Here is a 26,126-nt window from a genome sequence, read left to right as displayed (position 1 = left end):
AGAACGCACAATCAGAACGGGTAATGGCGTGGCTGGTGTTGCACGGTGATCCAGTGGTCGGTGGTGAACTCCTCGATTGCCCAGTCGCCGTTGAAACGGCCCAGCCCCGAGTTTTTCTCGCCGCCGAAGGGCGCGTTGGGTTCGTCGTTGACCGGAATGTCGTTGATGTGGGTCATGCCCACCTGCAGGCGTTGAGCGAACTGCACGCCGCGTTCCAGGCTGGCGCTGAACACCGCGCTGGACAGGCCGTACTCGCTGCGATTGGCCAATTCCAGCGCATGCTCGGCATCGCGCGCAGCCTGGATACCTACCAACGGGCCAAAGATCTCTTCATGGGCGATGTCCATGTCGGCACTGACGTTGGCAAACACGTGAGGTGGCAGCACGTTGCCCTGGGCCTGACCTCCGACCAGCAATTGCGCGCCTTCTGCCAGGGCCGTGCTGATCTTTTGCTCAAGGCCGGCCAACTGCCGGGCGTTGATGACCGGGCCGATCACCGTCGTCGGCAAGTTTGGGTCGCCGTAGGGCAAGGCTTTGACTCGCTCGACAAAACGTTGGGTAAAGGATTCGAGCAGCGGTTGTTCGACGATGATGCGGTTGACCGCCATGCAGATCTGACCCTGGTGCAGAAACTTGCCGACCACGGCGGCATTGACTGCCTGTTCCAGGTCGGCATCGGCCAGGACCACGAAGGGGCTGTTGCCGCCCAACTCCAAGGCCAGGTGCTTGAGGTGCTCGCCGCCGCTGGCAATGCGGCCGATGTTGCGGCCCACTTGGGTCGAGCCGGTAAAGGAAATGAAGGCAGGCACCGGGTGCTCTACAAAGGCATCACCGATGTCGGCACCAGCGCCCACCACCACACTCAGCGCACCGGCTGGAAGGCCGGCTTCCTCGAAGATGCGTGCCAACAGCAGGCCACCGCTGACAGGGGTATCACTGGCCGGTTTGACCACCACGGTATTGCCCAAGGCCAGGGCTGGGGCGAGAGAGCGGGCTGTCAGGTGCAGGGGAAAGTTCCACGGGCTGATCACACCGATTACGCCCAAGGGCTTGCGGTACACACGGCTTTCCTTGCCGGGAATATTGGAGCTGACAATGCGGCCGTGTACGCGGCTGGGCAGGCTGGCCGCTTCTTGGGTAATGGCGCGGGCAGCGCCCCACTCGATCTGGGCCTTGATCCGGGTGCTGCCGGATTCGCGGATTATCCAGTCGATGATTTCTTCACGGCGCTCATCGAAAATGCGCACGGCTTCAAGCATCACCTTGCTGCGTGAGGCCGGCGATTGTCCGGCCCAGTCCGACTGAACCTGGCGAGCGCAGCAGTAGGCGGCATCGAGGTCTGCGCGGGTGGCCATGGGAATCTGCAGCAGTGATTGCTGAGTGAAGGGGTCGGACACTGTCAGCGAGCGCTCAGCGCTGCCAGCACGCCATTCTCCGGCCAACGGCTGTAGGTGAAGATTCTGGTAGGCAGGGCGGGTAAGGGTCATCGGTTTCTCTCTTGTTGTGTCGAAATGATTTCGATGAACAGCCCATAACAACTATCGTGCCATGTTGTTTTTTAGAGAGAAAACATAGATAAAACAGAGGGTTGCTTATTGTTTGGGTGTTTTCGGCAGAGTTGGTAAGAGGGGACAGTGCGAAAATTTATGCAGAGAAGTCGGCGACTGCAGAAAGCTCGACACACTCGGTCTGACGCAAAATTTGGGCGGTTATCGGACATTTTCGCCCTCTAGCACCGGCCTTGGCCGAGCGGCCAATTGACCCGGCCGAAGCGGGGGGCATACTGCAAGACTCACCTTAATGCCTTTGGTATTGCCTATGACTCCTACAACACCTGGCAAGCCTGGCCGCACCGTCGATGAAGATTTTTTCCGACAGGTACTGGGCCGCCATAAACGCCTGATCGTCGACCGCACCAACCAGTTCGGCAGCAGTGGTCTGCCATCAGCCGAGCAATTGGCGCAGTCTGTGGCCTTCGCCCCTCAGGACGGCAGTATCTGGTTGTGCGGCCAGCGCATGATGCTGCTGCAAGGCTCGGCCTTTGGTGCTATTCGCCGCGAGCTGATCGACGCCCTGGGCCTGGACAAGGCCCGTGGCTTGTTAACGCGCATTGGCTGGCAGGCTGGCGCTCGCGACGCTGCGCAAGTCAGCGAGCAATGGCCTGAAGGTGATCATGCCAGCCTCTACAGCGCCGGTCCTCGTCTGCACATGCTCGAAGGCATGGTCAATGTCGAAGTCGTGCGTTTTGAGATCGATTCCAGTGTCGGGCATTTCTACTCCGAGTTTCTCTGGCACAACTCCCTGGAGGTGGACGAGCACATTGCCGCCTATGGTCTTGGCGGGGAACCGGCGTGTTGGATGGAAATCGGCTATGCCAGCGGCTACGCCTCATCGCTGCTGGGGCGCCTGGTAGTGTTTCGCGAACTGCAATGCCGTGCCATGGGCCATCCGGCTTGTCGTATCGTGGGTAAGCCTGCCGAACAGTGGGAAGACATTGATGTTGATCTGGCTTATCTGGATCCGGGTGATTTTCTCAGCCGCAGCGCTTATACCTCGGGGGTCGACACACGCCTGGCCGAGTTGGAGGTGCCCAGCGATGGCAAGCAACTGGTAGGCATTTCTGCCAGCTTCGTGGCTGCCAGCCAGTTGCTTCAGCGCGTGGCGCCTACCCAGGCAACCGTCTTGCTGACCGGTGAATCCGGGGTGGGCAAGGAGTTGTTCGCCCACACCTTGCACCAGGCCAGCCGCCGTCACCACACGCCCATGGTGGCGTTGAACTGCGCAACGCTGCCGGAAAACCTGATTGAAGCCGAGCTGTTTGGCGTCGAGCGTGGCGCGTTTACCGGTGCCGAGCGTTCCCGCCCAGGGCGATTCGAGCGGGCCAACGGCGGCACCTTGTTCCTCGATGAAATCGGTACCTTGAGCTTGCATGCCCAAAGCAAGATTTTGCGTGCCTTGCAGGAAGGTGAGATCGAACGTGTGGGCGGCACCTCGCCGATCCAGGTGGATGTACGCGTGATTGCCGCGACCAACCTCGATCTGCGCCAGGAGGTAGAGGCGGGGCGCTTTCGTGAGGACCTGTTCTACCGTTTGAACGTCTTTCCCATCCATTTACCGCCGCTTCGTGAGCGGCGCGAAGATATTCCGTTGTTGATGAGCTATTTCCTGCGCCGCTTCAGCCAGCGCCATGGTCGCCAATTGGCAGGCTTCAGTATGCGTCTGGTCAACGCGCTGCTGACCTATCGCTTTCCCGGCAACATTCGCGAGCTGCAGAACCTGGTGGAGCGCGGCGTGATCGCTGCCAGCGATGGTGAAGCGATCGATGTAGTGCACCTGGCAGAAGCAGGCGCGCCGTTGATTGATTCGGCAATTGGCTTGACCGCCGAGGGACGCCTGGCTTTGCGAGAAGCAGCGCCTCGGCCCGCTGCCAGCGAGGAGCAAGAACGCCCCGGCGAAGCTGCAGCCGATGCCCCGGAACTGGCGCGTCTGCAGGCGTTCTTTGCCGGTCAGGAGCGGGTGCTGGGCACCTCGCTGGAAGAAATCGAGCGACTGTTGGTGAGTCTGGCGCTGGAGCGCTCCGGCGGTAACGTTACGGCGGCAGCGCAAATGCTCGGCATGAGCCGTGCCCAGGTCAGCTACCGACTCAAAGGCAGCTGACCCGGGCACGCGGGCGTTACAGCGGCGTGGTGAACTTCAACCAGTACGTCTGGCCTTCGGCACGGTTGCGCACACCGGATTCGTCCTGCCATTTGGCGCTGAACATCCAGCCTTGCTTGCTGCTGTACTGTACGGCAGGGCCGATGGAGAAGGAGCGACCACGGTTGCCGTCGCTGGCCTCGACCAGGGCGGCGGCGGAGCAGTCTCCGGCACTGCACTTGTCGTCGCTGACTTGCTGATAGGCGTGCCCGCCGACGCCCAGCACCCAGCCGTTGCCAAGGCCCCAGCCCAAGGTGTAGTCGGCATGCAGTTCACGGCCCGACTGATAGTGCGTCGCCTTGTTTTCAAAGTTGTAGTCGTACATCAGGCGCACATCGGCGTTCAGGCCGGCGGGGTCCAGGTAGGTCATCGCCAGCACACCTTGCACGGTGTAGTAATTGTTGCCGAGATTGATCAAGTCATCCTCGTCGTACTCGCTGGCAGTGGGCAGGACGAAGTCGACACCGGTGGCGATGTGCAACTTCTCGCTTGGATGAAAACCGATCACCGGGCCCAAGTGGGCATCGCCGATGCCGCGCTTGTGATCATGCGGTCCACCCTTGATGTTCAGGCGCATGTCATTGAGGGGCAGCAGCGCGTGAAAACCCAGGTCGCCGCCGAGTACTTTCTGTTCTGTGACCCAGACAAAGCGCGGCACCAACGTGGTAACGCGCAAGTCGATGTCAGCGGCCTTGGCACCGCTGTTGTCGCGCAAGCTGTCAGCCAGGTAATTACCTACGAACAATTGGCCGTAGGTTCCAGGGGGCGGCAGGATACCCATGCCGTAAATTTCGATACCCATGGGCCAGGAAGAAATGCCGCCTTCGGTAGCCTGAGCGTGCCAGGCGGAGGTAGCCAGCAACAGGCTGGTGGCAAGGTGCAGTGGGGCGTGTTTGAGCATGAGAGGGTCAACCTTATTGTTATGGGCAGCGCCATGCAGTAGCGCCTGGTCCGACCCTTTCAAGTTTCATGCCATCTATTATTTCTATATTTATCAGTAGCTTGCGATTTTATCGCGTCGTTTCTCCAGAACTGTTGTCGGGAATTATTAAGAAAATTCAGCGGCGTGTGAAAAACTCACGATGCCGTCACTGTTTGATGCCCAACGGCTGATCCGCGTGCGTTATTCGGATTTGCCCAGATAAAAGCGCACGACAAGACGTTGCACCCAGCGTCCATAGGGCGGGTAAAACAGCTGGACAGGGAACCAGCGTTGGCGCTTGAGCACGGCTTTGCCATGCGACAAGGTGCGAAAGCCTTCCTGGCCATGGTAGGAACCCATGCCGGAATTGCCCACCCCACCGAATGGCAGGTCGTGCTGGAACGCGTGCCAGGCCCAATCGCCCAGGGTCACCCCACCACTGTGGGTTTCCTTGAGCAGGCGCTCGGTTTGTCGTGCATCCAGGCCAAACGGGTAGAGCGCCAGCGGGCGTGGACGGGCCTGGATGTAAGCGATCGCCCGGCTGAGATCGGCGTACTCGATGATTGGCAGCAAGGGACCAAAAATTTCTTCCCGGGCCACGCGCATGTCTTCGTTCACCCCGGTAATCACCTGCAGAGGCAAACGTCGTGACGATGCCGAGGCGCTTCGACAAGCCAGGACCACCGCACCTTTGTCCCGGGCATCGGCCAGGAGCGCTTGCATTCGTTGTGCCTGCCGGTCATTGATAAGGCTGGTGTAGTCGGCACTGTCGGCCGGGTCTGGGTACAGCCGCTCGAACGCCCGCTTCAGCGCTTGGGCAAACGCCTCGGCCTTGCCTTGCGGTACCAGCACATAGTCTGGAGCAATGCACACCTGGCCGGCGTTGAATCCCTTGCCGTGAGCAATGCGCAACGCTGCCTCTTCAAGATCGGCAGCCTCGCCAACCAGCGCCGGAGACTTGCCACCCAGCTCCAGCGTCACCGGCACTAGATGCTCGGCAGCGGCGCGCATTACCTGACGGCCAACCTGCGGCGCGCCGGTAAACACCAAGTGATCGAATGGCAGTGCCGTAAAAGCCTGAGCGCTGGCGAGCTCACCGGTAAACACCGCCACCTCGTCTTCGTCGAACACCTCACCGAGCATTTCCTTGAGAATCTGATAGCTGTGCGGTGCGTACTCGGACACTTTGATCATCGCCCGGTTGCCGGCTGCCAGTGCTGCAATCAGTGGTCCTAACGTCAGGTACAGGGGGAAGTTCCAGGTGCCGACGATGCCGACCACGCCTTTGGGTTGGTACTGCACCCAGGCGCGGTTGCCGAGGAACAACAGCTCGGTCTTGCGTGGCTCAGCTTTCATCCAGCGGCGCAGATGGGCGATTGCATGGCGTGCCTGCAACACGGGCCCGAGGACTTCGATCTGCAGGGTCTCGAACGCTGCGCGGCCGCCGAAGTCCGCATCGAGGGCCCTGATGATTGGCTGCTGGTAGCGGCGCAACACGGCGATCAGACGTTTGAGGTTGTTGATTCGAACATTCAACGGCGCAAAAGGTTGCTGGTTGAATGCCTGGCGCTGACGCTGCAGCAAGCGTTGCATGCGTTCGACTTCCTGGATGTCGATTGCCTGGACAAGATCATTCATGGTTCAGCCCTCCTGGCGGCTGTGCAGCAACATAGCGGCGGCTTTCTCGCCGATCATGATGCTCGGCGCGTTGGTGTTGCCGCCGATCAGCGTTGGCATGATCGAGGCATCGGCGACGCGCAGGCCGGCGATACCGTGAACGCGGAGTTGGTCATCCACCACTGCCAAGGGGTCGTTACCCATTTTGCAGGTGCCGACCGGGTGGTACTGGGTGTCGGCGCGGTTGCGAATATCCTGCTCCACCGCCTGGCGGTTCTGCGCGTCCAGGGGGTAGAGCGGCTTGCCGCGAAACGGCGCTAATGGCGCGTCCTCAAGGAGGCTGCGAAGGAAATCGGCACCGCGCATCAGTACTTCCATATCCTGTGCTCGGCTGAAAAAGCACGGGTCAATCAACGGTGCGGCGCTCGGGTCCTTGCTGGCCAACTTCACCGTGCCGCGGCTCTCGGGCCGCAGCAGCGTCAGGTGACAGCTGAATCCGTGGCCTGGGCGCATCTTGCGCGCGTGATCATCGACAATCGCCGGCACGAAGATCAATTGCAGGTCGGGCATTGGCAGGTCGGGGTGACTTTTGAAAAATGCCCCCGATTCGGCGAAGGGCGACGTCACCAGGCCCTTGCGCTCACGCTTCCACTGCACCATGGCCTTGAGCATCTTCCAACTGAAGGTCGGCGAGAATCCGAAGGTGTCGGTTTTATTGCGGCTGCGGTAGGTGATGACATAGTCGATATGGTCCTGCAGGTTTTCCCCCACCCCCGCAAGTTCATGAACCACACTGATGCCATGCTTGAGCAATTCCTGCCGAGGACCGATACCCGAAAGCAAAAGCACTTGCGGTGAGCCGAAACTGCCGGCACTCAAGATCACCTCCTGACGTGCCTTGAGAACCACACGCTGGCCACCCTGTAGCAGTTGCACGCCGGTGGCCCGGGCTGACTCAATCAAGACCCGCTCGACAGTGGCACCCGTCAACACCGTGAGGTTGGGGCGCTCGACGTTGGGCGTAAGGAAAGCCTTGGCTGCACTGCAACGTTCGCCATTGCGCTGAGTGACCTGGTACATGAACGCGCCTTCCTGCTCGGCACCGTTGTAGTCTTTGACAGGACCGATGCCGTTGCGCTGGGCGGCCTGGAGAAACGCTGCATTCAAGGCGCTGGGACAGCTCACTTCACTCACATTCAAGGGCCCGTGTTGACCGTGATAGTCATCGTTGAGGCTGTGGTTCTGCTCAGACTTGATGAAGTAGGGCAGCACCTCTGCATATGACCAACCTCGATTACCAAGCGCAGCCCAGTGGTCGTAGTCCTGGCGATGCCCGCGCACATAGAGCATGGCGTTGATCGAACTGGAACCACCGAGCGTCTTGCCCCGCGGTTGATAGCCTCGACGCCCGTTAAGTCCGGGCTGTGGTACGGTCTGGAACGCCCAGTTGTTGATCTTCGTCGGCAGCATGGCAACCATGCCGACCGGTGCATGGATCAGCACACTGCGATCGGCACCACCGGCTTCGACCAGGCAGACGCTGATGTTCGGGTCTTCGCTTAGGCGGCTGGCGATCACACAGCCTGCCGAGCCGCCGCCGACGACGACGTAGTCGAAACTGTTGTTGTGTTCAGTAGTCACGTTCAGTGCTCCGTGAAGTGCGCGTGCAGAAGAAGAGTCAGAAGCGGTAGCCGACGGTGAAGGAATAGACATCTGGGTCAGCCTCGACATCGATCTTGCGTTTGACCTGGCCTAGCCCTGGGGTTTGGGTCTTGATGGTGGCGGTGGTGTCGAGCCAGTAGCGGGCGTAGGAAAATCCGGCGCTCCAGTGACCGGTCAAGGGGATCTCGACACCCACTTTGGCGACCGCACCCCAGGAATCGTCCATCTTTGAGGTGCTGGAAGTACCGCCAAAGGCGGTGTTGTAGGCGGCAGTCATTTTTTCTTCGCTGAACCAGGTGTAATTGACACCCAGGGCGACATACGGCTCGACGCCCAGCACATTGAAGTTATAGGCCAGCAGTACTGCGGGGAACCAGGCCCGGGCACTGCCGACCTTACCGAGCGGAGCCGCGGAGCCGGCACCATCAAAATCAATCACTGGCGGTGCGCCGGTCTGTATCACCAAGGACCAAGGCCCGCCGAGCCTGCGCTCATAAATCAGTGCTAGCGTGCTGCTGTCTCGTACGGTGGCCTGGACATTGGCCGGGGTGGTGCCGGGCATCCCGGTCATATCGCTGGAATGGGTGTTGAACTGGATGTCGGCGTAGCCGATTCGCACACTATTCAGGGGTTCATCGCTGGCCAGTGACGGTAATGAAATCAGCAGCGTGCCCGCGGCGAGGGTGGGAGCAAGCATTCGTCTCATGGGAGCCTCAGATCTTATTTTTTTGGTGCTTCTGATCTAATGCTGCAACGCTTAGTGGTGGGACGGGAGGTTGTATTCCGCCAGTGTGGGGGTTAATTTCTGCCAACCTTGAATGGAGATCCGCTGATGACCCAACTGATCGTGGGTGCATATGGCACCTCTCAAGATGTGCCACAGAACAACATGCTCGGCCTCCCGGCGTTGCTGGCCGAGCTGCGCAGCCAGGAGGTGGGCGTCGAGGGATTGCTGGAGGGCACCGCGCTTTCGCTGGCACAGATGCAGGACGCCAACACGCGCATCTCTCATCGGCAAAAAGTGACAATTTTCGCCAACATGCAGCGGCTGATGCGCCACCCCGACAGCGGTTTGCGCGCCGGTGAGCGCCAACGTATCAGTGACTTCGGTATCTTCGGCTACGCCTTGCTGAGCAGCGAACACTTCGGTCAGGCCGTGGATTTCGGCATCAGGCACATCCGCTTGCTGGGGCCGGTGTTCGAAAAAACTTTTCGAGTGGAGGGAAATGAGGGCATTTTCGTTGGCCAGGGGTTCTTTGCCCTGGGCGAACTGATGCCATTGGCTACGGAGTTCTGGTTCGCCTCCATCCAGTCGTTGATCCAATGTGTGCTGGAAAGGCCTTTTCCGTCCGTGCGAATGGCGTTCCCATACCCTGCGCCGGCCTATTGGCAACGCTATGAAGAAGTTTTTCGTTGCCCGGTGGAATTCAACAGCCCGGTTATGGAATGGCGCTTTGATGCTTCGGTGCTGCAGCAGCCTTGCCCGAATGCCAACCCAATTACCTCGGCGATGTCGATGGGGTTCTGTCAGCAACTCGTCGCCAGCCTGCCAGACGAAGCCGACCTGATTGAATCCGTGCGCCTGGCCTGCCTGAGTCGCACCGGACGCTTCCCGGGCATCGACGTAGTTGCACAAACTCTTGGCCTATCGACCCGCACACTGCATCGGCGCCTGGCAGAACACCAACGCACCTACCAGAGCGTACTCGATGAAGTACGCTGCGCCTTGGCCATCGAGTTTTTACAGCAGAGCGATATGCCGATGGACGACCTGGCGGTTCAAGTGGGGTTTTCCGAAGCGGCCAACTTTCGCAAAGCGTTCAGGAAATGGACAGGGCGAGCGCCAGGTGACTACCGCAGGTCGCTGCGCAGTGGTTCTTGACGGTGTGGTGATGACCAGAGAGATAAGGACAAATCAGACTGATGTTCCTCAATCAGTGCCTAGCGGGACGTTTACTTTTGCTCTGATGAAAGGTACGCCAGGCAAGAGGTAGGGTCTGATGAAATTCGCGACGCGCTCTTTGTCTTTCTTTTGGCAATGAATGTTGAAGTTCCAGCACGTCTTGACGGTATCGCCTTTGCGAAAGAACTTGTATTTCACATCGACAACTTCTCTGTTAGTGGCAATGGCGAGCTGGACAATATCCTTCCACTCGAACTCGTGGTGATGGTATTGGGTATGCAGCTCTCTATAGCTTTTTGAGTGTGCTATTGAAAGATAGGTCAAGCCTAGTCCGCCTGGGCCTACCAGGGCGCCGATCAAGAAAGAAGGATCAATGGTCGCCATGAAAATAAAGATAACAGCTGTAATGCCAGCCAACCATTTTAGGCAGGGCAGCGCCCACTGCGGAAAGTCTTTCCATTTACAATATTCCACACCTGATTTGCTGAAGCGATAGGCGAAATTCATTCTTTGATGGGTCATGCTGGATATTGTCAAGGTGATAAATATATAAAAACCTGCACTGATCGCCAGTTGAGTCAAGTGCTCAACTCCTGGTGCAGGGTGTAAATACACCGTATAGGCGCCGCCAATGGTTGCTACAGCCATGAATGCAAACATGAAATTTGCTACGAATGTATTGTAGTTACGCGCTCGGATCGTCCAGCCAAGTAGTTCTGGCTCATGCGAAAATTTCCACAAAAGTTGTGGTGGGAGGTCAGGTGCTCTATAAATATTAAATAGCATGGTCGTCACGGCGTTTTCTGGTTAGATGCGGTTTAATTTTAAAGTTTGTATTATTTTTCAATGGTACAATGTCTTGCCTTCCTCTGAATTCGCTCCTAAAGTTGTCATTGCGTTACTCGCCTCTTGCTCTAGGCATTTCAAGTGCTAATCACTGGTGTCCGCGACCGTCCGCGCGACTCAGTAAATTGGTCAGAAATAATCTGCCATTTCGGTGGTTGGATGATTTGTCGATCTTTTGATCTGAGCGTTTCTAACGGTCGAATTTGATGAGTTAATCAGTTCCAAGCGGAACGTTCACTTTTGCCCTTATGAGAGGTACGCCAGGCAAAAGGTAGGGTCTAATGAAATTCGCAACGCGCTCTTTGTCTTTCTGTTGGCAATGAATGTTGAAGTTCCAGCACGTCTTGACGGTATCACCTTTGCGGAAGAATTTGTATTTCACATCGACCACTTCTCTGTTAGTGGCAATGGCGAGCTGGACAATATCCTTCCACTCGAATTCGTGGTGATGGTATTGGGTATGCAGCTCTCTATAGCTTTTTGAGTGTGCCATTGAGAGATAGGTCAAGCCTAGACCGCCTGGGCCTACCAGGGCGCCGATCAAGAAAGAAGGGTCAATGGTTGCCATGAAAATGAAGATGACAGCTGTGATACCAGCCATCCATTTTAGGCAGGGCAGCGCCCATTTCGGAAAATCTTTCCATTTACAATACTCCACGCCAGACTTACTGATGCGATAGGCGAAATTCATTCGTTGGTGGGTCATGGAGGAAATGGTCAAGATTATAAGTATATAGAAGCCTATGCTGATGGATATTCGAGCAAAGAATCCCTCTCCTGGGGAGGGATTTAAGTATACGGAATATGCGACACCTAATGTTATTAGGTTCATGAATGCAAACATGCAATTTGCTATGAATGTGTTGTAGTTCCGTGCTTGAATTGTCCAGGTTAATAGTTCGGGCTCATGCAAAAATTTCCACTTGAGTTGGCTTGGTAGATCGGGTGGTTTGTTGAGGCTGATTAGCATAATGATGCTCTTGAATTTAGTGGGGTATTGCTAGCTTTAATAGTTGGGTGCTTTTATTCATCAGCACTACGCCATCTTCTTCCTTCAGTTCTCCGCTAAAGGCATTATTGGAACGGTCCGCTTCTTCTGCAAACCCTGCAAGAGACAAGCGAAATAGGTAGCCGCGACCGTCAGCGCGCCGCAGTACATCGGCTGGATATAAAACTTCCATTTCAAAAGTAGGCTCGGCAGTTGATGTTTCGATCCAGGCTTGCCAAAGTCTATGCTCATCGGTATCGGTATAGATGTAATCTTTGTTGTTTGTGGCTCCACGAGGGTCGTCAGGTAGATGACCAAGTAATCTGGGGTTTACCCAATTACCGTTAAGAAATTGGACGTAATAATTATCCGGTGTGAGTTGCAATCCGGCCTTGCAAAAGTAGGTTTTGTCGACCATTGCAGGTTGTAAGGTCAGCTCCTTTCCCGCCAATGTCGCAGGTACTAGAACCTGTATCCAAAAGCCCTTCCACCTTCTCATGGTGTGGCCACCGCCGTAATACAATCCCCTGCCCACGACAGTGGGGCGTTGCAGCGTCTCCAGCAGCGCGCGCATTTGTTGGGGGTGGCCGTCGTTGCCCATCCATTCAGGTTTTATACCGCGTCCCCAACTGCACCGGTGGAGCCATAGACGTAGACCCTCGCGCTTGTAGTTGTTGGCGGCCATAGTGATCAATAAGTAGGCAATGCCAAGAATTGCTAGAGCAACTGTCACGGGTGTGGACATGACCCAGGCAAAGTTGAACCAGTAGCCTAGGCCAACGCCAACCAACTGCCCTGTGGAAATGACTGCCATCCCTTTGACGATACGTTCCTTCCCAGTGAGGAGCGCATGCTCTTCTTCACTGGTTGCACGGGCGGCCTCATTTGCGATTTGCCAAGCTTCTAGCCCGGCTGCAACAGCCCCCAGCGTTGCCCATGTCACCGTGCGCAGAATCAGACCTTTCGAAACCGCCGCAAACTCTTGTGCTACTGCTGCCTGGCTACTACCGCTGGCAACGGTTTGCGCCTCTCGCAGCCATTGGGAATAGCCAGCTTGAGCGACCTTCAACGTTTCCGTACCAAGTTCGGTAATCATCGCTCCCGCCCGATTCCACGCCGGCCCCACCCACAGCGCTGCTATCGCATTCCCCGCATACGCCGCATTGGCACTCAGTACTCGCCATTCCTCCGGCGTGAACTGTCCGTCATTGCTGGCTTGTTTGGCGGTGTTCCACAGGTTCCACGCGTTCAAGCCGACCAGCACCGCGGGGAGGGCGGTGCCCAGGTTTTGTCCCATCCAGGCTTTGGTGCGGGCCAGGTACTGGCCTCGATCGTTGGTTTGCATGTTTGCCATGACTTCGGCCCGGCCCAGGTCGGTGAGCCAGTGGTTGATTTGCGTCACGCCGATCTTCAGGCGGGTGGCGCCACTGGCGCTGGCGATGATTTGGTTGGGGCGCATCAGGACCTGCGTTTTCATTCGCCCATCCAGCGCCTGCAGGGCATAGCGGGCGGCGCGTTGATCGTGTGCGTTGCGGGCCGTTCGCAAGGTAAATCGGTTGCCTTCGATGTCTTTGTTCAGGGCGGCAACCTTGAGCATCCAGATCTGGTAATCGCGCTGGTAGTTGGGGTTGATCAGCAGGCGGATGGAGCTGGCGATTTCGTAGGAGATCAACACTTGGGTCACTGCCAGGGTCAAGCCGATCTGCTGTTTCATCGCCGGCAGGAACATGCTGCTCAGGCCGTGCCAGGCTTCATTGGCTTGGCTGTTCGCCACCTTGATCAAGGTGCGCAGGGCATGTTTGGCTTCCGTGCTCATGGCTTGGTAGAGCGTGCTGTCACGCACCGCTTCCAGGTCGAGCACGCCTTTCAGTTCGCTGAGGCGGCTGCCGAGGTTGGTGGCGTCGGCGGCGGAGCCGGGGGTAAGCGCCGGGGAGCTGCCATCCCCTTCGCGACCCTGATCATCCAGGGTGCCGTAGGTGCTGAAGTTGTGCGTCACGGTGTTGATCAAGCTGGCGATTTCAGGGTTGAAGTTGAACAGGGCCAGGCCGAACAGGGTGCTGGGTTGTTCAGCCTGCTCGATCAGCCACTGCTGGCCCTGCTTGCCATTGCCCAGCAGGGTGTAGACGGCGTGGGCGGTTTCCAGCAGTTGGCTGGCCTGCTGCTCATCAATGGTGTCGTGGTAGACACTTTCGCCGCCAGGCTGCAGTTGGTTGAGCCAGGTGAGCAGGTCGGCTTCGCTGCGTTGGCAGTGCGCTTGCAACTGCTGCGCCTCGACCGTGGTCTGCCTCAGGTACTGCAGCACGTCATCGAAGCGCACGTCTTCGCGCCAACTGCGCTTGTCGTGCCATTGCTCAAGGGCTTGCTGCCATTTCTGCTGATCAGGCAGATGTCCCCACTGGCCTTTGAAAGCCGATTGGGCGGCAGCGACGGTGCGGGCCGAGGCCAGGTCCACCATGCCTTCCTGGCCGAAAGACACCAGCGCCTTGCCTCGCTCGACCTGATCAAAGGTTTTCAGCAGGGTGTACAGGTCGTCGGTATAGGCCTGGCGCTGGAGCGGATCTTTGATCCGTTCTGGTATGAAGGCTTCGGTATCGAAGCCGCACAGGTGCTGTACGGCGAGAGCACTCTCCAGGTTGGCTTGGTGCAGGCGGGAAAACTGGTCTTGCTCCATGAGCCGACCCGCCAGGTTCATGCTCAGGTCATCGACCAGCGCCAGAGGATCATCCAGGGCGATGAACAGCGAGGTGTCCTGTTCCGGAACTAGCCCGCGGACCAGCGCCTCTTCGAACGCAGGCTTGTAGGGCGCGCCTGTTTCGCTCTGTTGGGTCGGTAACAGGGTGCTGGTGAAGCTTGGTGCTTGTTCACCCTCGACGAGAATGTCGGCGACGCTGTCGCCCAGTTCGGTAATCCAGCCGCCATGTTCGGCTTTGCCGCTGTAGCAAAAGGCGGGCAGATCGAGCTTGCGCATCCATTGCTGCTGGGCGCTGGCACTGCTGCGCAAGTGCTCGCACAGGCGCCAGGTGATCTGCACGGGTGAATAGGCGATGCGCAACTGGCTGTTGCGCGAGTAGAGCAGGTACGGATGGGTTTCGCCGGGGTTGTTGCGGATGTCCTGATTCAGCTGGGCTTGGGTCCAGATGTGGCGAGTGAAGTGCTCGCCAGTGACCTGATACTCATGAAAGGTTTGCTCGACGCTGTCCCATACATACAACCAGCCGTCACGCAGTTGGCGCAGGGTGTAGCTGCGGGTTTTCAGCGTGGGCAGTTGCCCCTGCCAGTTCGGTGGCAGCGGGTTCGGTCCTTGGTTGCTGGCTTTGCTGTGCGGGGACTCATCCAGTGCATAGCGCACCGGAAAGATGCTCACTTGCGGGTGCCTGAATGCGCATTGGGCTACATCGAAGGGTGTGTTGGTGAATTCCTGGTTGCGCCTGGCACGGTGCAGTTCGGCTTCAGAGGCGGGCTTGTGCATCACACGTCCTTGTTCAAATTGAGGTTCCAGCAATCGTTATCCATCTGCTGGATACGCATCTCGGGGGCGAGCTTTGCAAAGGCGGATGTTTGGCTCAGCCACTGTTGGTAGGGGGTGCTTGGGGCCACGGCAAACTCCGTACCCCAACGCAGGCTGTATTCAATCCAGATCGCCAGGCTGCGCTCGCTGATTAGTCCCCATGCCTGTGCGTCGTTCAGGCGCTCTTCGTACCACTGGCTAAGTTGGTTCTTGTTAATGCGCGCCAGATGCTCAGCTTGGCTCTGTGCAACCCTGCGATGCACACGCTCCACAAATCGCCAGCGTGCCGCCTGTGTAAGCGCAGCCAACTGCGCTTCACCCAGTCCGGCGTATGACTCATGCCATTCAAGCGCCGGCGCTGTTCGGGAAAAGCTGCGCCATTCGAGCGGCCCGGTGCGCTCCCAGGTATGGGCAAACTCAGGTGTGGACCACGTTTCTATAGGGCCAAGCACGCCATCCAACTGCTTGTCCGAGTAGCTGCCCAACCAGTAGCGCGTGACCAGCGGATCGGCGAAACGCAGCAGCCCTTTACCGCCATGTACATCGGTTGGCGCTATGAAGCGTCGCAAGTGATCGGCTACGGTACTTATCGGTGCCGGGCTATAGAAAAGGCTCGCGTCAGCGAGCCCCACCTGACGCTGCAACGTGCTGTCGATCAACGTCGATGAGCGTGGAAGCGACACCAGCAGCGGACCCAACTGATTCAGTTCCGCCCAGCGTGTGCTCAGATACAGCGGATGGATCTCAAGCGGCTCGCCGAGTTGGTGCAAGTCAGCAATAGCATTGGCACGCAGCACACCGTCGATTAACAGGTAGTTGGCATGTGAAAGGGGGCTCACTGGGCGTTCTCCTGTGCAGCGCGATCACAGGATTCACAGCGCGGCATGTTTCGCAGCAACGAGCGCTGCTGGGCCAGGGCATCGAGTGGCAGCAGCGCTGGTGTGGACAAACCGTCCAGCTCTCCAGGCAGCAGGGGCGCGGCGGCAGTCCCCACAGCAGGGGCACCACCGAGCTGAATCGGGCTGCTGCTGAAGACTCCGCCGGGCGATATGACCAGATGCTGGCCACCCACTTTCAAGGTGATGCCGACGCCTGCGTCGAGGATCAGTTGCGCACCTGCCTTGAGGTGGGCTTGTTGCCCGGCTTCAATCGCCAACGTCTGGCCGATACGGGCATGGCTGCTGTGGGCAACCTGCAGGTAGTCATTGGCCTTGAGCTCGACCTTGCGGTCGGCACCCACGGTTCGCTGGTCTTGCGCTTCGAGCACCGTAATGCTGTTGCCCTTGATGGTTTCCCGACGTTCGTTGCCCACCTCCAGGCGGCTGTCGTGTTCGATTCGTTGTTCCATATCGCGCTGGGCGCGCAGATAGATCTGCTCCTGACCGCTGCGGTCTTCGATCGACAGCTCATTGAAGCCACCACTGTTCGGTGAGCTGCGGCTGCGCAGCACGGTCCGGGTCTTGTTGGCAGGCAAGGGATAGGGCAGCGCCGTGACCTTGTTGGCCACACAGCCGGTAATCAGCGGGTGGTCGGGATTGCCCTCCAGAAAGGTCACCACCACTTCCATGCCGACACGCGGAATCGCCATTGCGCCAAAACCTTTACCGGCCCAGGCGGATGACACCCGCAGCCAGCAACTGCTCTTGTCGCTGTTGAGTTCGGCGCGGTCCCAATGGAATTCGACCTTCACCCGTCCATACTCATCGCAATGGATTTCCTCACCCTCCGGTCCGGTGACACGGGCGGTTTGACTGACCAGTACGGACGGACGTTGAACCCGCGCAGGTCGGTAGATGGCGTCCCAGGGAATGGCGCAGAAGCTGTTGCGGTAGCCTTGGGTGAAGCCGTCCGCGGCCTGGCTGTTACTGCTGATCGACTCTTCAAGCACCTGCGGTTGCTTGCCTTCATGCGTCACGCTGAGCAACAGCCACAGGTCGTTGTGCTGTTTGCGCGGGTGGTCGCTGAGGGTGAAAAAATGGCCGCTGCGTAACGTTGGCTGATCGCTTTTGCCCTCGGCCAAGTTGTAGTCATGACGATGGCGTTCAAGGGCCTGACGGGCGAGTTGCTGGCCGCGCTTTTGCGTTTCGAGCAGCAGTGGATAGCGATAGTCTTCCAGCGCTGGGCGGAACTCGGCGCTAGCGCGGCTTTGCAGCACGCGACTGGGACGCTGCAGGTCGTAGTCGCGGCGCGTCACCGCGCTGGTGCGGGTTCTGACACGGTGGCAAAACTGGCTGACCACCGGCTCGTCCGCGACCAGGCCGCTGCCCTGCTGATAAGGCGTGCTACCGAGCCTGGGAAAGTAGGTCTGGTCTTCGCTGAAGACCAATCGGTGGCCATCGACACTGTGCTGGTGATGCCAGGCGATGCCGTCTTCGCTGCATAGCCGCTGGATGAACGCGAAGTCGCTTTCGTCGTATTGCGTGCAATAGGCGCGCTTGGGGCTCTGAGTGATATTGAAGGTAAAAGCGTCGGCCTGGATGCCATGGTCCTTGAAGACCTGGGTAACAATCTGCGGCACATCCATGTCCTGGAAAATGCGTGCGTTGTAGCTGAACTGCAAGTAATGCAGCGCCGGCACCAGGGTCAGTTGATAGTGCGTCAGGCGCTTTCCCGATTCGCCCACCGCCACATCGTCGATGAACCCGTGAAGCCCTTCACCGCGCAAGCCGACGCGCAGGAAGGCTGGCTGGTTGAGCAAACTTTCCAGTCCGATGTTCGGGTACTCGCTGACCAGTTCGATGCGCAGGGCGTAGAGGGTGCTGATGGCTTCGCTGCCCTTGAACGCCAGTACTTTAAAGTCGTTGCGCACCGAGGGGATGAGTAGTTCGAACTGCGCGGTAATGGCCGACGCGAACATGGGCTCGTCCTTAAGCTGGAGTTGGAGAAATGCGCTGCCCGGGCGTGCATCGATGGGCGGGCGCAAACATCCTCGAAAGCTAGCAAGAACGAAAAAAAAATTATGTAGTACGCTTCCCAAAGTGAATTCGGGTTTTCTCGATATCCGCTATCTGCTAGCGAACCACTTAGGGCGCAATCCTGACTCAGCCCGAGGCTTTTTAGCGCGCCATGGGTTCGCCTTGAGAGGCGGCCACGGCGGCCTGACGAAATGCATTGGGTGTCTGCCCACACAGTCGTCGAAAAAAACGTGAGAAGTAGGTCGGGTCACTAAAGCCCAGGCTGTCGGACAGCTGGCTGATGCTCATATTGGTGTAGATCAGGTTGCGCCGCGCTTCGAGCAACAGCCGTTGATGGATGATTTGCAACGCCGTCTGACCGGCCAATTCACGGCACAGGGTGTTCAGATGGACGCTGGAAACACCCAGTCGATGTGCGAACAGTTCTACGGACAAATGTTCCTTGTAGTGCAGCTCTACCTGCTTGATAAACCCTGCGAGCAATTGTTGGTTACGCTCGTCCCTGTTGCTCGGCAATGTGCGTTGCTGGCTACGGCGACTGATCCACACCATCAGCGAGGTGACCAATGAATGCAGCAGCAGTTCGCGGGCTGGGGCGCTGCCTTCGTATTCCTGATGCAGCACGCTGATCAGGGTGTGCAACGCACTGCGGTCAGCCCCCAGTCGATAACAACCTGCCGACGCCAACACCGTGAGGGGCACACCCAGTTGCCCTTCCAACTGGGCCACCAGTGGCGCGCCGAGCGTCAGCACGTAGCCATCGATATCCGCGGAGAACTGAAAGCCGTGCACGGTCATTGGTGGTATCACCTGGATCGCAGCTTCACGCACGGTGCTGCGTCGACCTTCCACTTCAATCAGCGCTTGCCCTCGCCGCACGTACAGCAACTGAAACAGGTCGGCATGCCGATGCGCCTTGATTTCCCAGTGGTGCAGGCTGCTGCGTTTCGGGATGGACTCGCAATGCAGCAGGTCGGGTGTAGGCCAGGCTTTGCTTTCGCCGTAAAGCTTGAACACGGGAATCCGCGGAAGGGTAGCGCTTTTCATTGGGCAACCTGGCTGCTGAGACGGTGGGTTTCGTCGCGTGTCCGATAATCGAACTGTATTTGTAAAAGTGCAATTTGTTGAAGAAATATCACCTTTTTTTCCGGTTTCTGTCAGCAAAAATGCAGGGGCATACAACAACAATAGCTTCCAGGATGCTTATGTCCAAGCGCCTGGAGCCCTCAAGCGAGACAAAAACAATGAGAACTCAGGTAGCCATTATTGGTGCCGGCCCTTCTGGCCTCCTGCTGGGCCAGCTGTTACACAAAGCTGGTATCGACACTGTGATTGTCGAACGCCAGACGCCCGACTATGTACTCGGCCGTATTCGTGCCGGGGTGCTTGAGCAGGGCACTGTCGATCTGTTGCGTGAAGCCGGTGTGTCCGAGCGCATGGACGCTGAAGGCCTGGTACATGACGGGGTTGAATTGTTGGTAGGCGGCCAGCGTATTCGCGTCGACCTCAAGGCGTTGACTGGCGGCAAGACGGTGATGGTCTACGGCCAGACCGAAGTTACCCGCGACCTGATGCACGCCCGCGCCGCCAGCGATGCGCCGATCGTTTACGCAGCCGAAAATGTACAGCCGCATGAAATGAAGGGTGAGCAGCCCTACATCACCTATGAAAAAGACGGCCAGACCCATCGTATCGACTGCGACTACATCGCAGGTTGCGATGGCTTTCATGGCATCGCGCGCAAGAGCATTCCCGAATCGGTACTGAGCCACTATGAGCGGGTCTATCCGTTCGGCTGGCTAGGACTGTTGTCCGATACACCACCGGTGAATCACGAGCTTATCTACGCCCATCATGATCGTGGCTTTGTCCTGTGCAGCCAGCGTTCGTTGACGCGCAGCCGCTACTACTTGCAAGTGCCATTGACCGACGACGTCGACGATTGGTCCGATGACCGTTTCTGGACCGAACTGAAGGCGCGTCTACCCAAGGAAGTCGGTGATCGGTTGGTGACCGGGCCGGCACTGGAGAAGAGCATTGCGCCGCTGCGCAGCTATGTGGTCGAGCCAATGCAGTACGGCAAAATGTTCCTGGTGGGTGACGCTGCGCACATCGTCCCGCCAACCGGTGCCAAGGGCTTGAACCTGGCTGCTTCGGATGTTTGCTACCTGTACCGGATCCTGGTCAAGGTCTACCGTGAAGGCCGTACCGATCTACTCGAAAAATACTCCGAAATAGCCTTGCGCCGGGTATGGAAGGGAGAACGTTTCAGTTGGTTCATGACCAACCTGCTGCATGACTTTGGCGACCACAAGGACGCCTGGGATCACAAGATGCAACAGGCCGACCGTGAATACTTTTTCAATTCTCACGCCGGCCTTGTCAACATTGCCGAGAACTACGTGGGCCTGCCATTCGAAAGCATCGAATAAGAAGGAGAGGGCGTGATGGGGGTGTTCGACTGGAAACACTGGGCAGTACTGTTGGTTGTGGTGGTGTTGGTATTTGGTAGCAAGCGTCTCAAGTCGCTGGGTAGCGACCTGGGCGAGTCGATCAAGGGCTTTCGCAACTCGGTGAACACCGAGGATGAAGCGACGCCCGCGGCGAAAATTGACAAGGTGTGAAACTTGCTGCGGCTTGGCAGGAGCGGGGCTCACTCGGTCCTACCGAGCCGCTTCCAGAATATTCACCATGGCGGTATAGCCGCGCTCGCGCGCGTGGGCCAAGGGTGTTACGCCAGCCTTGTCGGTGATGTTCACGTCGGCTCCGGCGGCTACCAACAGCTTGACGATCTCGACATGCCTGGGGCCGCCGTCGCTTAGCACGATGGCTTCCATCAACGCCGTCCAGTGCAGGCGATTCACATGGTTTACGTCAACGCCAGCGGCTATCAAGGTGCGCACATTTTCGACGTGACCACGTTCGGCAGCCGGAATCAGTGCCGTGCCGCCATAGCGGTTGGTGCTCTTGAGGTCGGCACCGTGATTCAAGGTCAGGCGCAAGATCTGGTTGAATCCGCGCGCACCGGCATACAGGTATGGACTGTCGTCAATGTTGTCCTTGGCATTGACGTCGGCACCAGCCTCGATCAGCACCCGGGCTGCCTCGATCCGGTTGCCGTGGGTAGCCAGCAGCAGCGGCGTGCGCCCCTGCTTATCGCGCGCTTCACGGTTTGCGCCTTGGTTGAGCAGGTTGCGTACTTGATCGACATGGCCGCTCGCTGCGGCGTCGCGCAACTGGCTTTCAAGCACACCGCCTTCGGCACTGGCGGTCAGTGAGACCATCATGGCCAATAGAAATGCGAAAAAGACATTCAAGTGTTCCATGCACATTCGCTCGTCTGCGTGAGTTGTCCTGGGAAGGGGCTCATGATAGAAATGAGCCTTACTATTTAGAAGTTAAATGTTTTCATGAGTATCAGTGTAAAACCGAATAGGTCTTTGTTCGATCTTGATCTGCTTCGGGCCATCGTCGTGGTGGCCGACTGCGGCAGTTTTACAACCGCTGCTGCAAGGCTGCACTCCACCCAGTCGACCGTCAGCCAGAAAGTGCGACGCCTGGAAGACATGGTTGGCCATCGCCTCCTGATGCGTGGCAATCGCGATGTGCTGCCTACGGATGCGGGCCAGACCTTGCTGGGTTACGCCCGGCATATGCTGGCCTTGAATGACCAGATGCTCGAGGCCCTGGCTGGCGCCACAGTCGGTGTGACGGTGCGCCTGGGGGTGCCCGAGGACTTCGTGGGCGGGCGCACCACCAATGCCTTGTCGGCCTTCAATCGCAAATACCAGCAGGTCAAGCTGGAAGTCACCAGCGGCTTGTGCCGCGACCTGAGCCAGAGCTACGACAATGGCGAACTCGATCTGGTCCTGCTCAAGCAACGGCGCAACAGCCGCGAAGGGGTGGCTTGTTGGCCAGAAGAATTGCAGTGGATCGACAGTGCCGGAACACCTTCGATTGACCTTGACCCGATACCGCTGGTGACCTTTCCGCCACGCGGCCTGTACCGTGATGACATGATCAACGCTATCGAGAGCATGGGCCGACGCTGGCGTATCAGCTTCACCAGTTCGAGTTTGAGCGGTATCCAGGCTGCCGTGGCCGATGGCATGGGCATCAGCCTGCTACCGCCTCGCGCCGCAACCGCTGACCACGCCGTGCTGGGTGAGCAGAACGGGCTGCCGGTGATCGACAGCTACGAAATTGTCATTGTCCATCGTCCCACGGCGGATCCGATGGTCAAGGAACTGGCAGGGGTGCTGGCAAGTTTGCTTCAGGCCCATGAGGTGTAGTTATTCACCCGGTGCCTCTTGCGTCGCAGCTGCGCCTTGGCGTTCTGCCACTGCGCGCAACGTTCTCAGCGACACCATGGGCGCATCAATGACGAATTGGTTGGCCAGCCATGAGGGTATGTCTCCGGCAGGCTCGGCCTCCAACTGGTAGGTCACCTCGGTGAGTTGCTCCCCCTTGGGCACCATGGTCCACAGGCCTTTTAGCTGGCTGACGCGGATCAGCTGTGGTTGGCGTTCGACCTTGCCGGCTACGGCGCTCAGGTGCCGCAGCAAACTGCCATCGTCGCGGCGTTCGGTTTGCACACGAATCACCATGTCGCGCGGACTGGCCGGCCAGGGCAGTTCGGTGGTCAGGTAAACCCAGGTGCTGTCGCCTTCGACTTCGAGCAAACGCATGCTGGCGCAGCCATACAGCCATTTGCACGCGACCCGCAGGTTTTCTTGCAGGTCGCCGAGGGTGCGCACACTGGCCTTGATCAGGGTTACTCCGCGAAAGCGCTGGTACTTCGACTCGGGCACCTCATCCAGGTAGACCTGAATGCCATCCTCGTCTTTGGCCAAGTGCCAGGCCTCGGCCTGTGCGACGCCGGCGAACAGGATGATCAACAGTAGGTACCTGGGACTCATCGGGCAGGCTCCATCGCTAACGTCAAGTCACCCAAGCATAGGCCGTGGAAGCGGGCTTGCCTGGCGATAGTAGGGTGTAAGAAGGTTCGGGGGAGGATGATCTTTGGGCTGGGCTGGGCTGGGCTGGGCTGGACTTGACTGGGTTTGAGGCTGCGGGCTTATCCATTTTATCCAGTGCCGCTGTTGGCCCCTTCCGCCCTTACGGCGGGTCCCTTTTGTCTTGGCAAAAGGAACCAAAACCGCTCGCTCCTACATACGGCCCTACGCTGCGCTTCGGGTCCCCTCGATACGGCACCTTCCGGGGCCACGCGGCCTACGACTTGCTTCGCCAAGTCTACGTCTCGCGTCTTCGGCTAACGCCAAAGGTGCTGCGCACTGACCCCTACAGGCACCTCCTCTCGGCCTTCTGAAGTCGCACTCTGCGGCGCCTGTGCTGACGTGCATGAAGATCAAGATCAAGATCAAGATCAAGATCAAGACATTGATTTTGAAGATGTGCCAGTGCAGGCGCCCCCCGGACTCGGTGAAAAATCATAAAAAAACCCGCCTTGGCGGCGGGTTTTGTACCGGGAGTCTGGACTCAGCGCTGAGGGTTCAGTACCAGGTTCATGTGACGGTTTACATCTTTGTACAGCAGGTAGCGGAATGGACCAGGGCCGCCGGAGTAGCAAGCTTGCGGGCAGAAGGCGCGCAGCCACATGAAGTCGCCGGCTTCTACTTCGACCCAGTCCTGGTTCAGGCGGTACACCGCTTTACCTTCAAGGACGTACAGGCCGTGTTCCATGACGTGGGTTTCGGCAAACGGAATCACACCGCCAGGCTGGAAGGTCACGATGTTCACGTGCATGTCGTGGCGCATGTCGGCCATGTCGACGAAGCGGGTGGTAACCCAGGCGCCGTCGGTGCCCGGCATCGGGATCGGCTCGATGTCTTTCTCGTTGGTGACGAAGGCTTCCGGCAGGGCCAGGCCTTCTACAACCTGGTAGTGCTTGCGGATCCAGTGGAACGTGACGTTCTTGCCGCTGTTGTTGCGCAGGCTCCAGTCGGCAGCCGGCGGAATGAAGGCATAGCCGCCTTCTTTCAGGGTGTACGGCTTGCCTTGCAGGGTGATGTCCATTTCGCCTTCGACGACGAACAGCACTGCTTCGGCATTCTTGTCCAGTTCAGGACGCTCGCTGCCGCCTTCTGGCGCCAGTTCCACGATGTACTGCGAGAAGGTTTCCGAGAAGCCGGTCAGCGGGCGGGCGATGACCCACATGCGCATTTTGTCCCAGAACGGCAGGTGGCTGGTGACGATGTCACGCATTACGCCCTTGGGGATGACGGCATAGGCTTCGGTGAACATGGCACGGTCTGTGAGCAGCTCGGTTTGAGCTGGGTGCCCACCGTGAGGGGCGTAGTAAGAAGATTTAGACATGGACAGTCTCTACTTTGTTGTTGTGTCCCCGTGCCTGGCAGCACCGGCCGGCGCTGCGTGGGGATGCATTGACACGATATAGACAAGCTCCTCTCATGCACAAATTAAATGTTGAAATACCCGGTATTTGATTAGTGAATGTCGATCCCGCGGTCTCATTTGCCCAGGCGCCGCCGTGTCTGAGGTGGGTTATTTCAACGCGTTGGCCAGCCGAAGCATGGCCGTTTCGATCTCGTGGGCCGTCAACGAGGCATAGCCCAGAAGCCAACCCTGTTGCTTTTGCGCACCGGCATACAGGCGGCTCAGCCCTGGCAAGTGCAGGCCAGCCGAAGCTGCCTTGGCGATGGTCTGCGCCTCGCTCCAGCGATCGTTCAACAGGCAGGGTATCTGCAGCCCTCCGGGAGGATGCAGGGCACTGACGATGCCGGACAGATGGCTATCGATGGCCGTGAGCATGCTTGTCCTGCGCGCTGCGTAGAGTTTGCGCATGGCGCGCACATGGGCATTGTAATGTCCGTCTTCCATGAAGCGCGCCAGGGTCAGTTGCAGGATTTGCGGGGTATGCCCATCGATAATGCTCCGCGCATGGCTGAAGGGTTGGACCAATTCGCGTGGCAGTACCATGTAGCCCAGGCGCAGCCCTGGGTACAGGGTTTTGCTGAAAGTACCGATGTAGAGGGTGCGCTGGTAGCTGTCCAGGCCCTGGACGCAGGCTGTTGGCAGGCCGTCGTAGTGAAATTCGCTGTCGTAGTCATCCTCGATGATCCACTTGCCTTGGCTGGCGGCCCAGTTGATCAGCTCCAGCCTGCGCTCCAAAGACAGGGTTGCCCCCGTGGGGTACTGATGTGACGGGGTGACATAGACACAGTTCGCACCACTGCGATCGGCCAGCAGCAGTTCGGTACGGATGCCCTGGGCATCGACGTCAATCGGCACCACGCGAGCCTCGGCGGCTTCAAAGGCTTTGCGCGCACCAAAGTAACCTGGGTTTTCCATCAAGATCGGTCGACCGGCATCTACCAGCAGTTGTGCACACAGGTAAAGTGCCTGGCGGGTACTGCTCAGCACCAGGATCTGCTCGGGCGTCACTTTGGCGCCACGTTCCAGGTTCAAGTACACCGAAATCGCCTTGCGCAGCGGCTCGGCGCCTTGCGGGTCACCATGCAGCAATATGCGCGGGCGATAATCCTTCATCGCCTGACGCTGCAAGCGCTCCCAGACATCTACCGGGAAGGAGCGGGTTTCGGGCAGTCCGGTGGCGAACGCCTTGATCGCTTGCTGATCGCTGACGCCTCCGCTGGCGTGGATCATACGGCCGCGCAGGCTCAGCCCCTCAGCGGCAGCGGTCGCCTGTTGCGGGTGTTTTTGTTGCCGGATGCGTCTATGGGCAATGCCGCGCAACTCCATACCCAGGGTCTGTGATACATAGCTGCCAGAGCCTTTGCGTCGTTCGAGAAAACCGTCGCGCTGCAACTGGATGTAGGCGTTTTCCACGGTGTCCCGGGCAAAGCCCAACGCCTGCGCCAACGCCCGTGTTGCCGGGAGTTTCAGCCCCGGTTCCAGCACACCCTGAAGAATCAGCTCGCGCAGGGCGCGCTGAATGCGCTGATGCAGGTCCAGCGCTTGAAGTTCGACATCGTTAAGGCGAATTTTGAGCGTGTCGAGTTCGAATGCTTTTGCCATGTGGTCTGCCGTTTGTCCTTAAACTGGCCCGAGTTGGCAGGCCAGTCTAT

The 26,126-nt window shown here is 58.4% G+C and carries 19 protein-coding genes and 1 pseudogene; 5 read left to right on the top strand and 15 right to left on the bottom strand.

Annotated elements, in window-relative coordinates; genetic code table 11:
* Positions 1-11: 11 nt before the first annotated feature.
* A complete protein-coding gene (locus D3Z90_RS15550; protein WP_136476915.1) occupies positions 12-1,487 on the bottom strand; it encodes an aldehyde dehydrogenase family protein in 1,476 nt (491 codons plus the stop codon).
* 331 nt (positions 1,488-1,818) lie between these two features.
* Between D3Z90_RS15550 and D3Z90_RS15545 the strand changes: the two genes are divergently transcribed.
* Positions 1,819-3,657, top strand: a complete 1,839-nt coding sequence (locus D3Z90_RS15545; protein WP_136476914.1) for a sigma-54-dependent Fis family transcriptional regulator — start codon at positions 1,819-1,821, stop codon at positions 3,655-3,657.
* A gap of 16 nt (positions 3,658-3,673) precedes the next feature.
* Here the strand turns inward: D3Z90_RS15545 and D3Z90_RS15540 are convergent, their stop codons facing one another.
* From D3Z90_RS15540 to D3Z90_RS15525, 4 genes are all read right to left on the bottom strand, one after another.
* Positions 3,674-4,597, bottom strand: coding sequence for a transporter (locus tag D3Z90_RS15540; protein WP_136476913.1), 924 nt, complete (start codon positions 4,595-4,597; stop codon positions 3,674-3,676).
* Positions 4,598-4,819: 222 nt separating this feature from the next.
* Positions 4,820-6,256 (bottom strand): coniferyl aldehyde dehydrogenase, encoded by a 1,437-nt coding sequence (locus tag D3Z90_RS15535; RefSeq protein WP_136476912.1) that lies wholly within the window; start codon positions 6,254-6,256, stop codon positions 4,820-4,822.
* Positions 6,257-6,259: 3 nt separating this feature from the next.
* On the bottom strand, positions 6,260-7,876 hold the full coding sequence (locus tag D3Z90_RS15530; RefSeq protein WP_256658221.1) for a GMC family oxidoreductase: 1,617 nt from the start codon (positions 7,874-7,876) through the stop codon (positions 6,260-6,262).
* A 37-nt stretch (positions 7,877-7,913) separates the two neighbouring features.
* Positions 7,914-8,594: an OmpW family protein gene (locus D3Z90_RS15525; RefSeq protein WP_256658220.1), complete on the bottom strand. Its 681-nt coding sequence runs from the start codon at positions 8,592-8,594 to the stop codon at positions 7,914-7,916.
* Positions 8,595-8,729: 135 nt separating this feature from the next.
* Between D3Z90_RS15525 and D3Z90_RS15520 the strand changes: the two genes are divergently transcribed.
* On the top strand, positions 8,730-9,779 hold the full coding sequence (locus tag D3Z90_RS15520; protein ID WP_136476909.1) for an AraC family transcriptional regulator: 1,050 nt from the start codon (positions 8,730-8,732) through the stop codon (positions 9,777-9,779).
* Between the two features lie 48 nt (positions 9,780-9,827).
* On the opposite strand, the gene D3Z90_RS15515 is transcribed toward D3Z90_RS15520, so the two are convergent.
* From D3Z90_RS15515 to D3Z90_RS15490, 6 genes are all read right to left on the bottom strand, one after another.
* On the bottom strand, positions 9,828-10,586 hold the full coding sequence (locus D3Z90_RS15515; RefSeq protein WP_136478967.1) for a hypothetical protein: 759 nt from the start codon (positions 10,584-10,586) through the stop codon (positions 9,828-9,830).
* Between the two features lie 271 nt (positions 10,587-10,857).
* Positions 10,858-11,352, bottom strand: a complete 495-nt coding sequence (locus D3Z90_RS15510) for a hypothetical protein (RefSeq protein ID WP_305956095.1) — start codon at positions 11,350-11,352, stop codon at positions 10,858-10,860.
* 280 nt (positions 11,353-11,632) lie between these two features.
* On the bottom strand, positions 11,633-15,103 hold the full coding sequence (locus D3Z90_RS15505; protein WP_136476907.1) for a T6SS effector BTH_I2691 family protein: 3,471 nt from the start codon (positions 15,101-15,103) through the stop codon (positions 11,633-11,635).
* Positions 15,103-15,981 (bottom strand): DUF4123 domain-containing protein, encoded by an 879-nt coding sequence (locus tag D3Z90_RS15500; protein ID WP_136476906.1) that lies wholly within the window; start codon positions 15,979-15,981, stop codon positions 15,103-15,105. Before D3Z90_RS15500 ends, D3Z90_RS15505 begins: the two co-directional genes overlap by 1 nt.
* Positions 15,978-17,999, bottom strand: a complete 2,022-nt coding sequence (locus tag D3Z90_RS15495; RefSeq protein ID WP_136476905.1) for a type VI secretion system tip protein VgrG — start codon at positions 17,997-17,999, stop codon at positions 15,978-15,980. Before D3Z90_RS15495 ends, D3Z90_RS15500 begins: the two co-directional genes overlap by 4 nt.
* Before the next feature lie 199 nt (positions 18,000-18,198).
* Positions 18,199-19,104: a helix-turn-helix domain-containing protein gene (locus D3Z90_RS15490; RefSeq protein ID WP_136476904.1), complete on the bottom strand. Its 906-nt coding sequence runs from the start codon at positions 19,102-19,104 to the stop codon at positions 18,199-18,201.
* A 197-nt stretch (positions 19,105-19,301) separates the two neighbouring features.
* On the opposite strand from D3Z90_RS15490, the gene pobA reads away from it, so the two are divergent.
* Both pobA and tatA read left to right on the top strand, forming a co-directional pair.
* Positions 19,302-20,489: a 4-hydroxybenzoate 3-monooxygenase gene (gene pobA, locus D3Z90_RS15485; protein ID WP_136476903.1), complete on the top strand. Its 1,188-nt coding sequence runs from the start codon at positions 19,302-19,304 to the stop codon at positions 20,487-20,489.
* A gap of 15 nt (positions 20,490-20,504) precedes the next feature.
* Positions 20,505-20,648: pseudogene (tatA, locus tag D3Z90_RS15480) on the top strand (twin-arginine translocase TatA/TatE family subunit); the annotation flags it as partial.
* 72 nt (positions 20,649-20,720) lie between these two features.
* On the opposite strand, the gene D3Z90_RS15475 reads toward tatA, so the two are convergent.
* Positions 20,721-21,389, bottom strand: a complete 669-nt coding sequence (locus tag D3Z90_RS15475) for an ankyrin repeat domain-containing protein (protein WP_136476901.1) — start codon at positions 21,387-21,389, stop codon at positions 20,721-20,723.
* A gap of 78 nt (positions 21,390-21,467) precedes the next feature.
* On the opposite strand from D3Z90_RS15475, the gene D3Z90_RS15470 reads away from it, so the two are divergent.
* Positions 21,468-22,349, top strand: a complete 882-nt coding sequence (locus D3Z90_RS15470; RefSeq protein ID WP_136476900.1) for a LysR substrate-binding domain-containing protein — start codon at positions 21,468-21,470, stop codon at positions 22,347-22,349.
* Here D3Z90_RS15470 and D3Z90_RS15465 read toward each other — a convergent pair whose 3' ends face one another.
* The 3 genes from D3Z90_RS15465 to D3Z90_RS15455 all read right to left on the bottom strand — a co-directional run bounded on the left by D3Z90_RS15465 (position 22,350) and on the right by D3Z90_RS15455 (position 26,076).
* Positions 22,350-22,976, bottom strand: a complete 627-nt coding sequence (locus D3Z90_RS15465; RefSeq protein WP_136476899.1) for an START domain-containing protein — start codon at positions 22,974-22,976, stop codon at positions 22,350-22,352.
* A gap of 580 nt (positions 22,977-23,556) precedes the next feature.
* Positions 23,557-24,393 (bottom strand): bifunctional allantoicase/(S)-ureidoglycine aminohydrolase, encoded by an 837-nt coding sequence (locus D3Z90_RS15460; RefSeq protein WP_136476898.1) that lies wholly within the window; start codon positions 24,391-24,393, stop codon positions 23,557-23,559.
* Between the two features lie 189 nt (positions 24,394-24,582).
* Entirely contained in the window at positions 24,583-26,076 is a 1,494-nt protein-coding gene (locus D3Z90_RS15455; protein WP_136476897.1) for a PLP-dependent aminotransferase family protein, read from the bottom strand.
* Between the last annotated feature and the right edge of the window lie 50 nt (positions 26,077-26,126).

The organism is Pseudomonas sp. DG56-2, assembly GCF_004803755.1.
Classification (GTDB): Bacteria; Pseudomonadota; Gammaproteobacteria; order Pseudomonadales; family Pseudomonadaceae; genus Aquipseudomonas; species Aquipseudomonas auratipiscis.
The sequence above is the reverse complement of the archived record's forward strand: the minus strand, read 5'-3'. Positions and strand labels throughout refer to the sequence as shown.

Coding starts and splice junctions, on each gene's coding strand:
- D3Z90_RS15550 (WP_136476915.1), bottom strand. CDS start 1,487: ATGACCCTTACCCGCCCTGCCTACCAGAATCTTCACCTACAGCCGTTG.
- D3Z90_RS15475 (WP_136476901.1), bottom strand. CDS start 21,389: ATGTGCATGGAACACTTGAATGTCTTTTTCGCATTTCTATTGGCCATG.
- D3Z90_RS15455 (WP_136476897.1), bottom strand. CDS start 26,076: ATGGCAAAAGCATTCGAACTCGACACGCTCAAAATTCGCCTTAACGAT.
- D3Z90_RS15460 (WP_136476898.1), bottom strand. CDS start 24,393: ATGTCTAAATCTTCTTACTACGCCCCTCACGGTGGGCACCCAGCTCAA.
- D3Z90_RS15535 (WP_136476912.1), bottom strand. CDS start 6,256: ATGAATGATCTTGTCCAGGCAATCGACATCCAGGAAGTCGAACGCATG.
- D3Z90_RS15510 (WP_305956095.1), bottom strand. CDS start 11,352: ATGACCCACCAACGAATGAATTTCGCCTATCGCATCAGTAAGTCTGGC.
- D3Z90_RS15520 (WP_136476909.1), top strand. CDS start 8,730: ATGACCCAACTGATCGTGGGTGCATATGGCACCTCTCAAGATGTGCCA.
- D3Z90_RS15525 (WP_256658220.1), bottom strand. CDS start 8,594: ATGCTTGCTCCCACCCTCGCCGCGGGCACGCTGCTGATTTCATTACCG.
- D3Z90_RS15505 (WP_136476907.1), bottom strand. CDS start 15,103: ATGCACAAGCCCGCCTCTGAAGCCGAACTGCACCGTGCCAGGCGCAAC.
- D3Z90_RS15515 (WP_136478967.1), bottom strand. CDS start 10,586: ATGCTATTTAATATTTATAGAGCACCTGACCTCCCACCACAACTTTTG.
- pobA (WP_136476903.1), top strand. CDS start 19,302: ATGAGAACTCAGGTAGCCATTATTGGTGCCGGCCCTTCTGGCCTCCTG.
- D3Z90_RS15470 (WP_136476900.1), top strand. CDS start 21,468: ATGAGTATCAGTGTAAAACCGAATAGGTCTTTGTTCGATCTTGATCTG.
- D3Z90_RS15465 (WP_136476899.1), bottom strand. CDS start 22,976: ATGAGTCCCAGGTACCTACTGTTGATCATCCTGTTCGCCGGCGTCGCA.
- D3Z90_RS15545 (WP_136476914.1), top strand. CDS start 1,819: ATGACTCCTACAACACCTGGCAAGCCTGGCCGCACCGTCGATGAAGAT.
- D3Z90_RS15490 (WP_136476904.1), bottom strand. CDS start 19,104: ATGAAAAGCGCTACCCTTCCGCGGATTCCCGTGTTCAAGCTTTACGGC.
- D3Z90_RS15540 (WP_136476913.1), bottom strand. CDS start 4,597: ATGCTCAAACACGCCCCACTGCACCTTGCCACCAGCCTGTTGCTGGCT.
- D3Z90_RS15495 (WP_136476905.1), bottom strand. CDS start 17,999: ATGTTCGCGTCGGCCATTACCGCGCAGTTCGAACTACTCATCCCCTCG.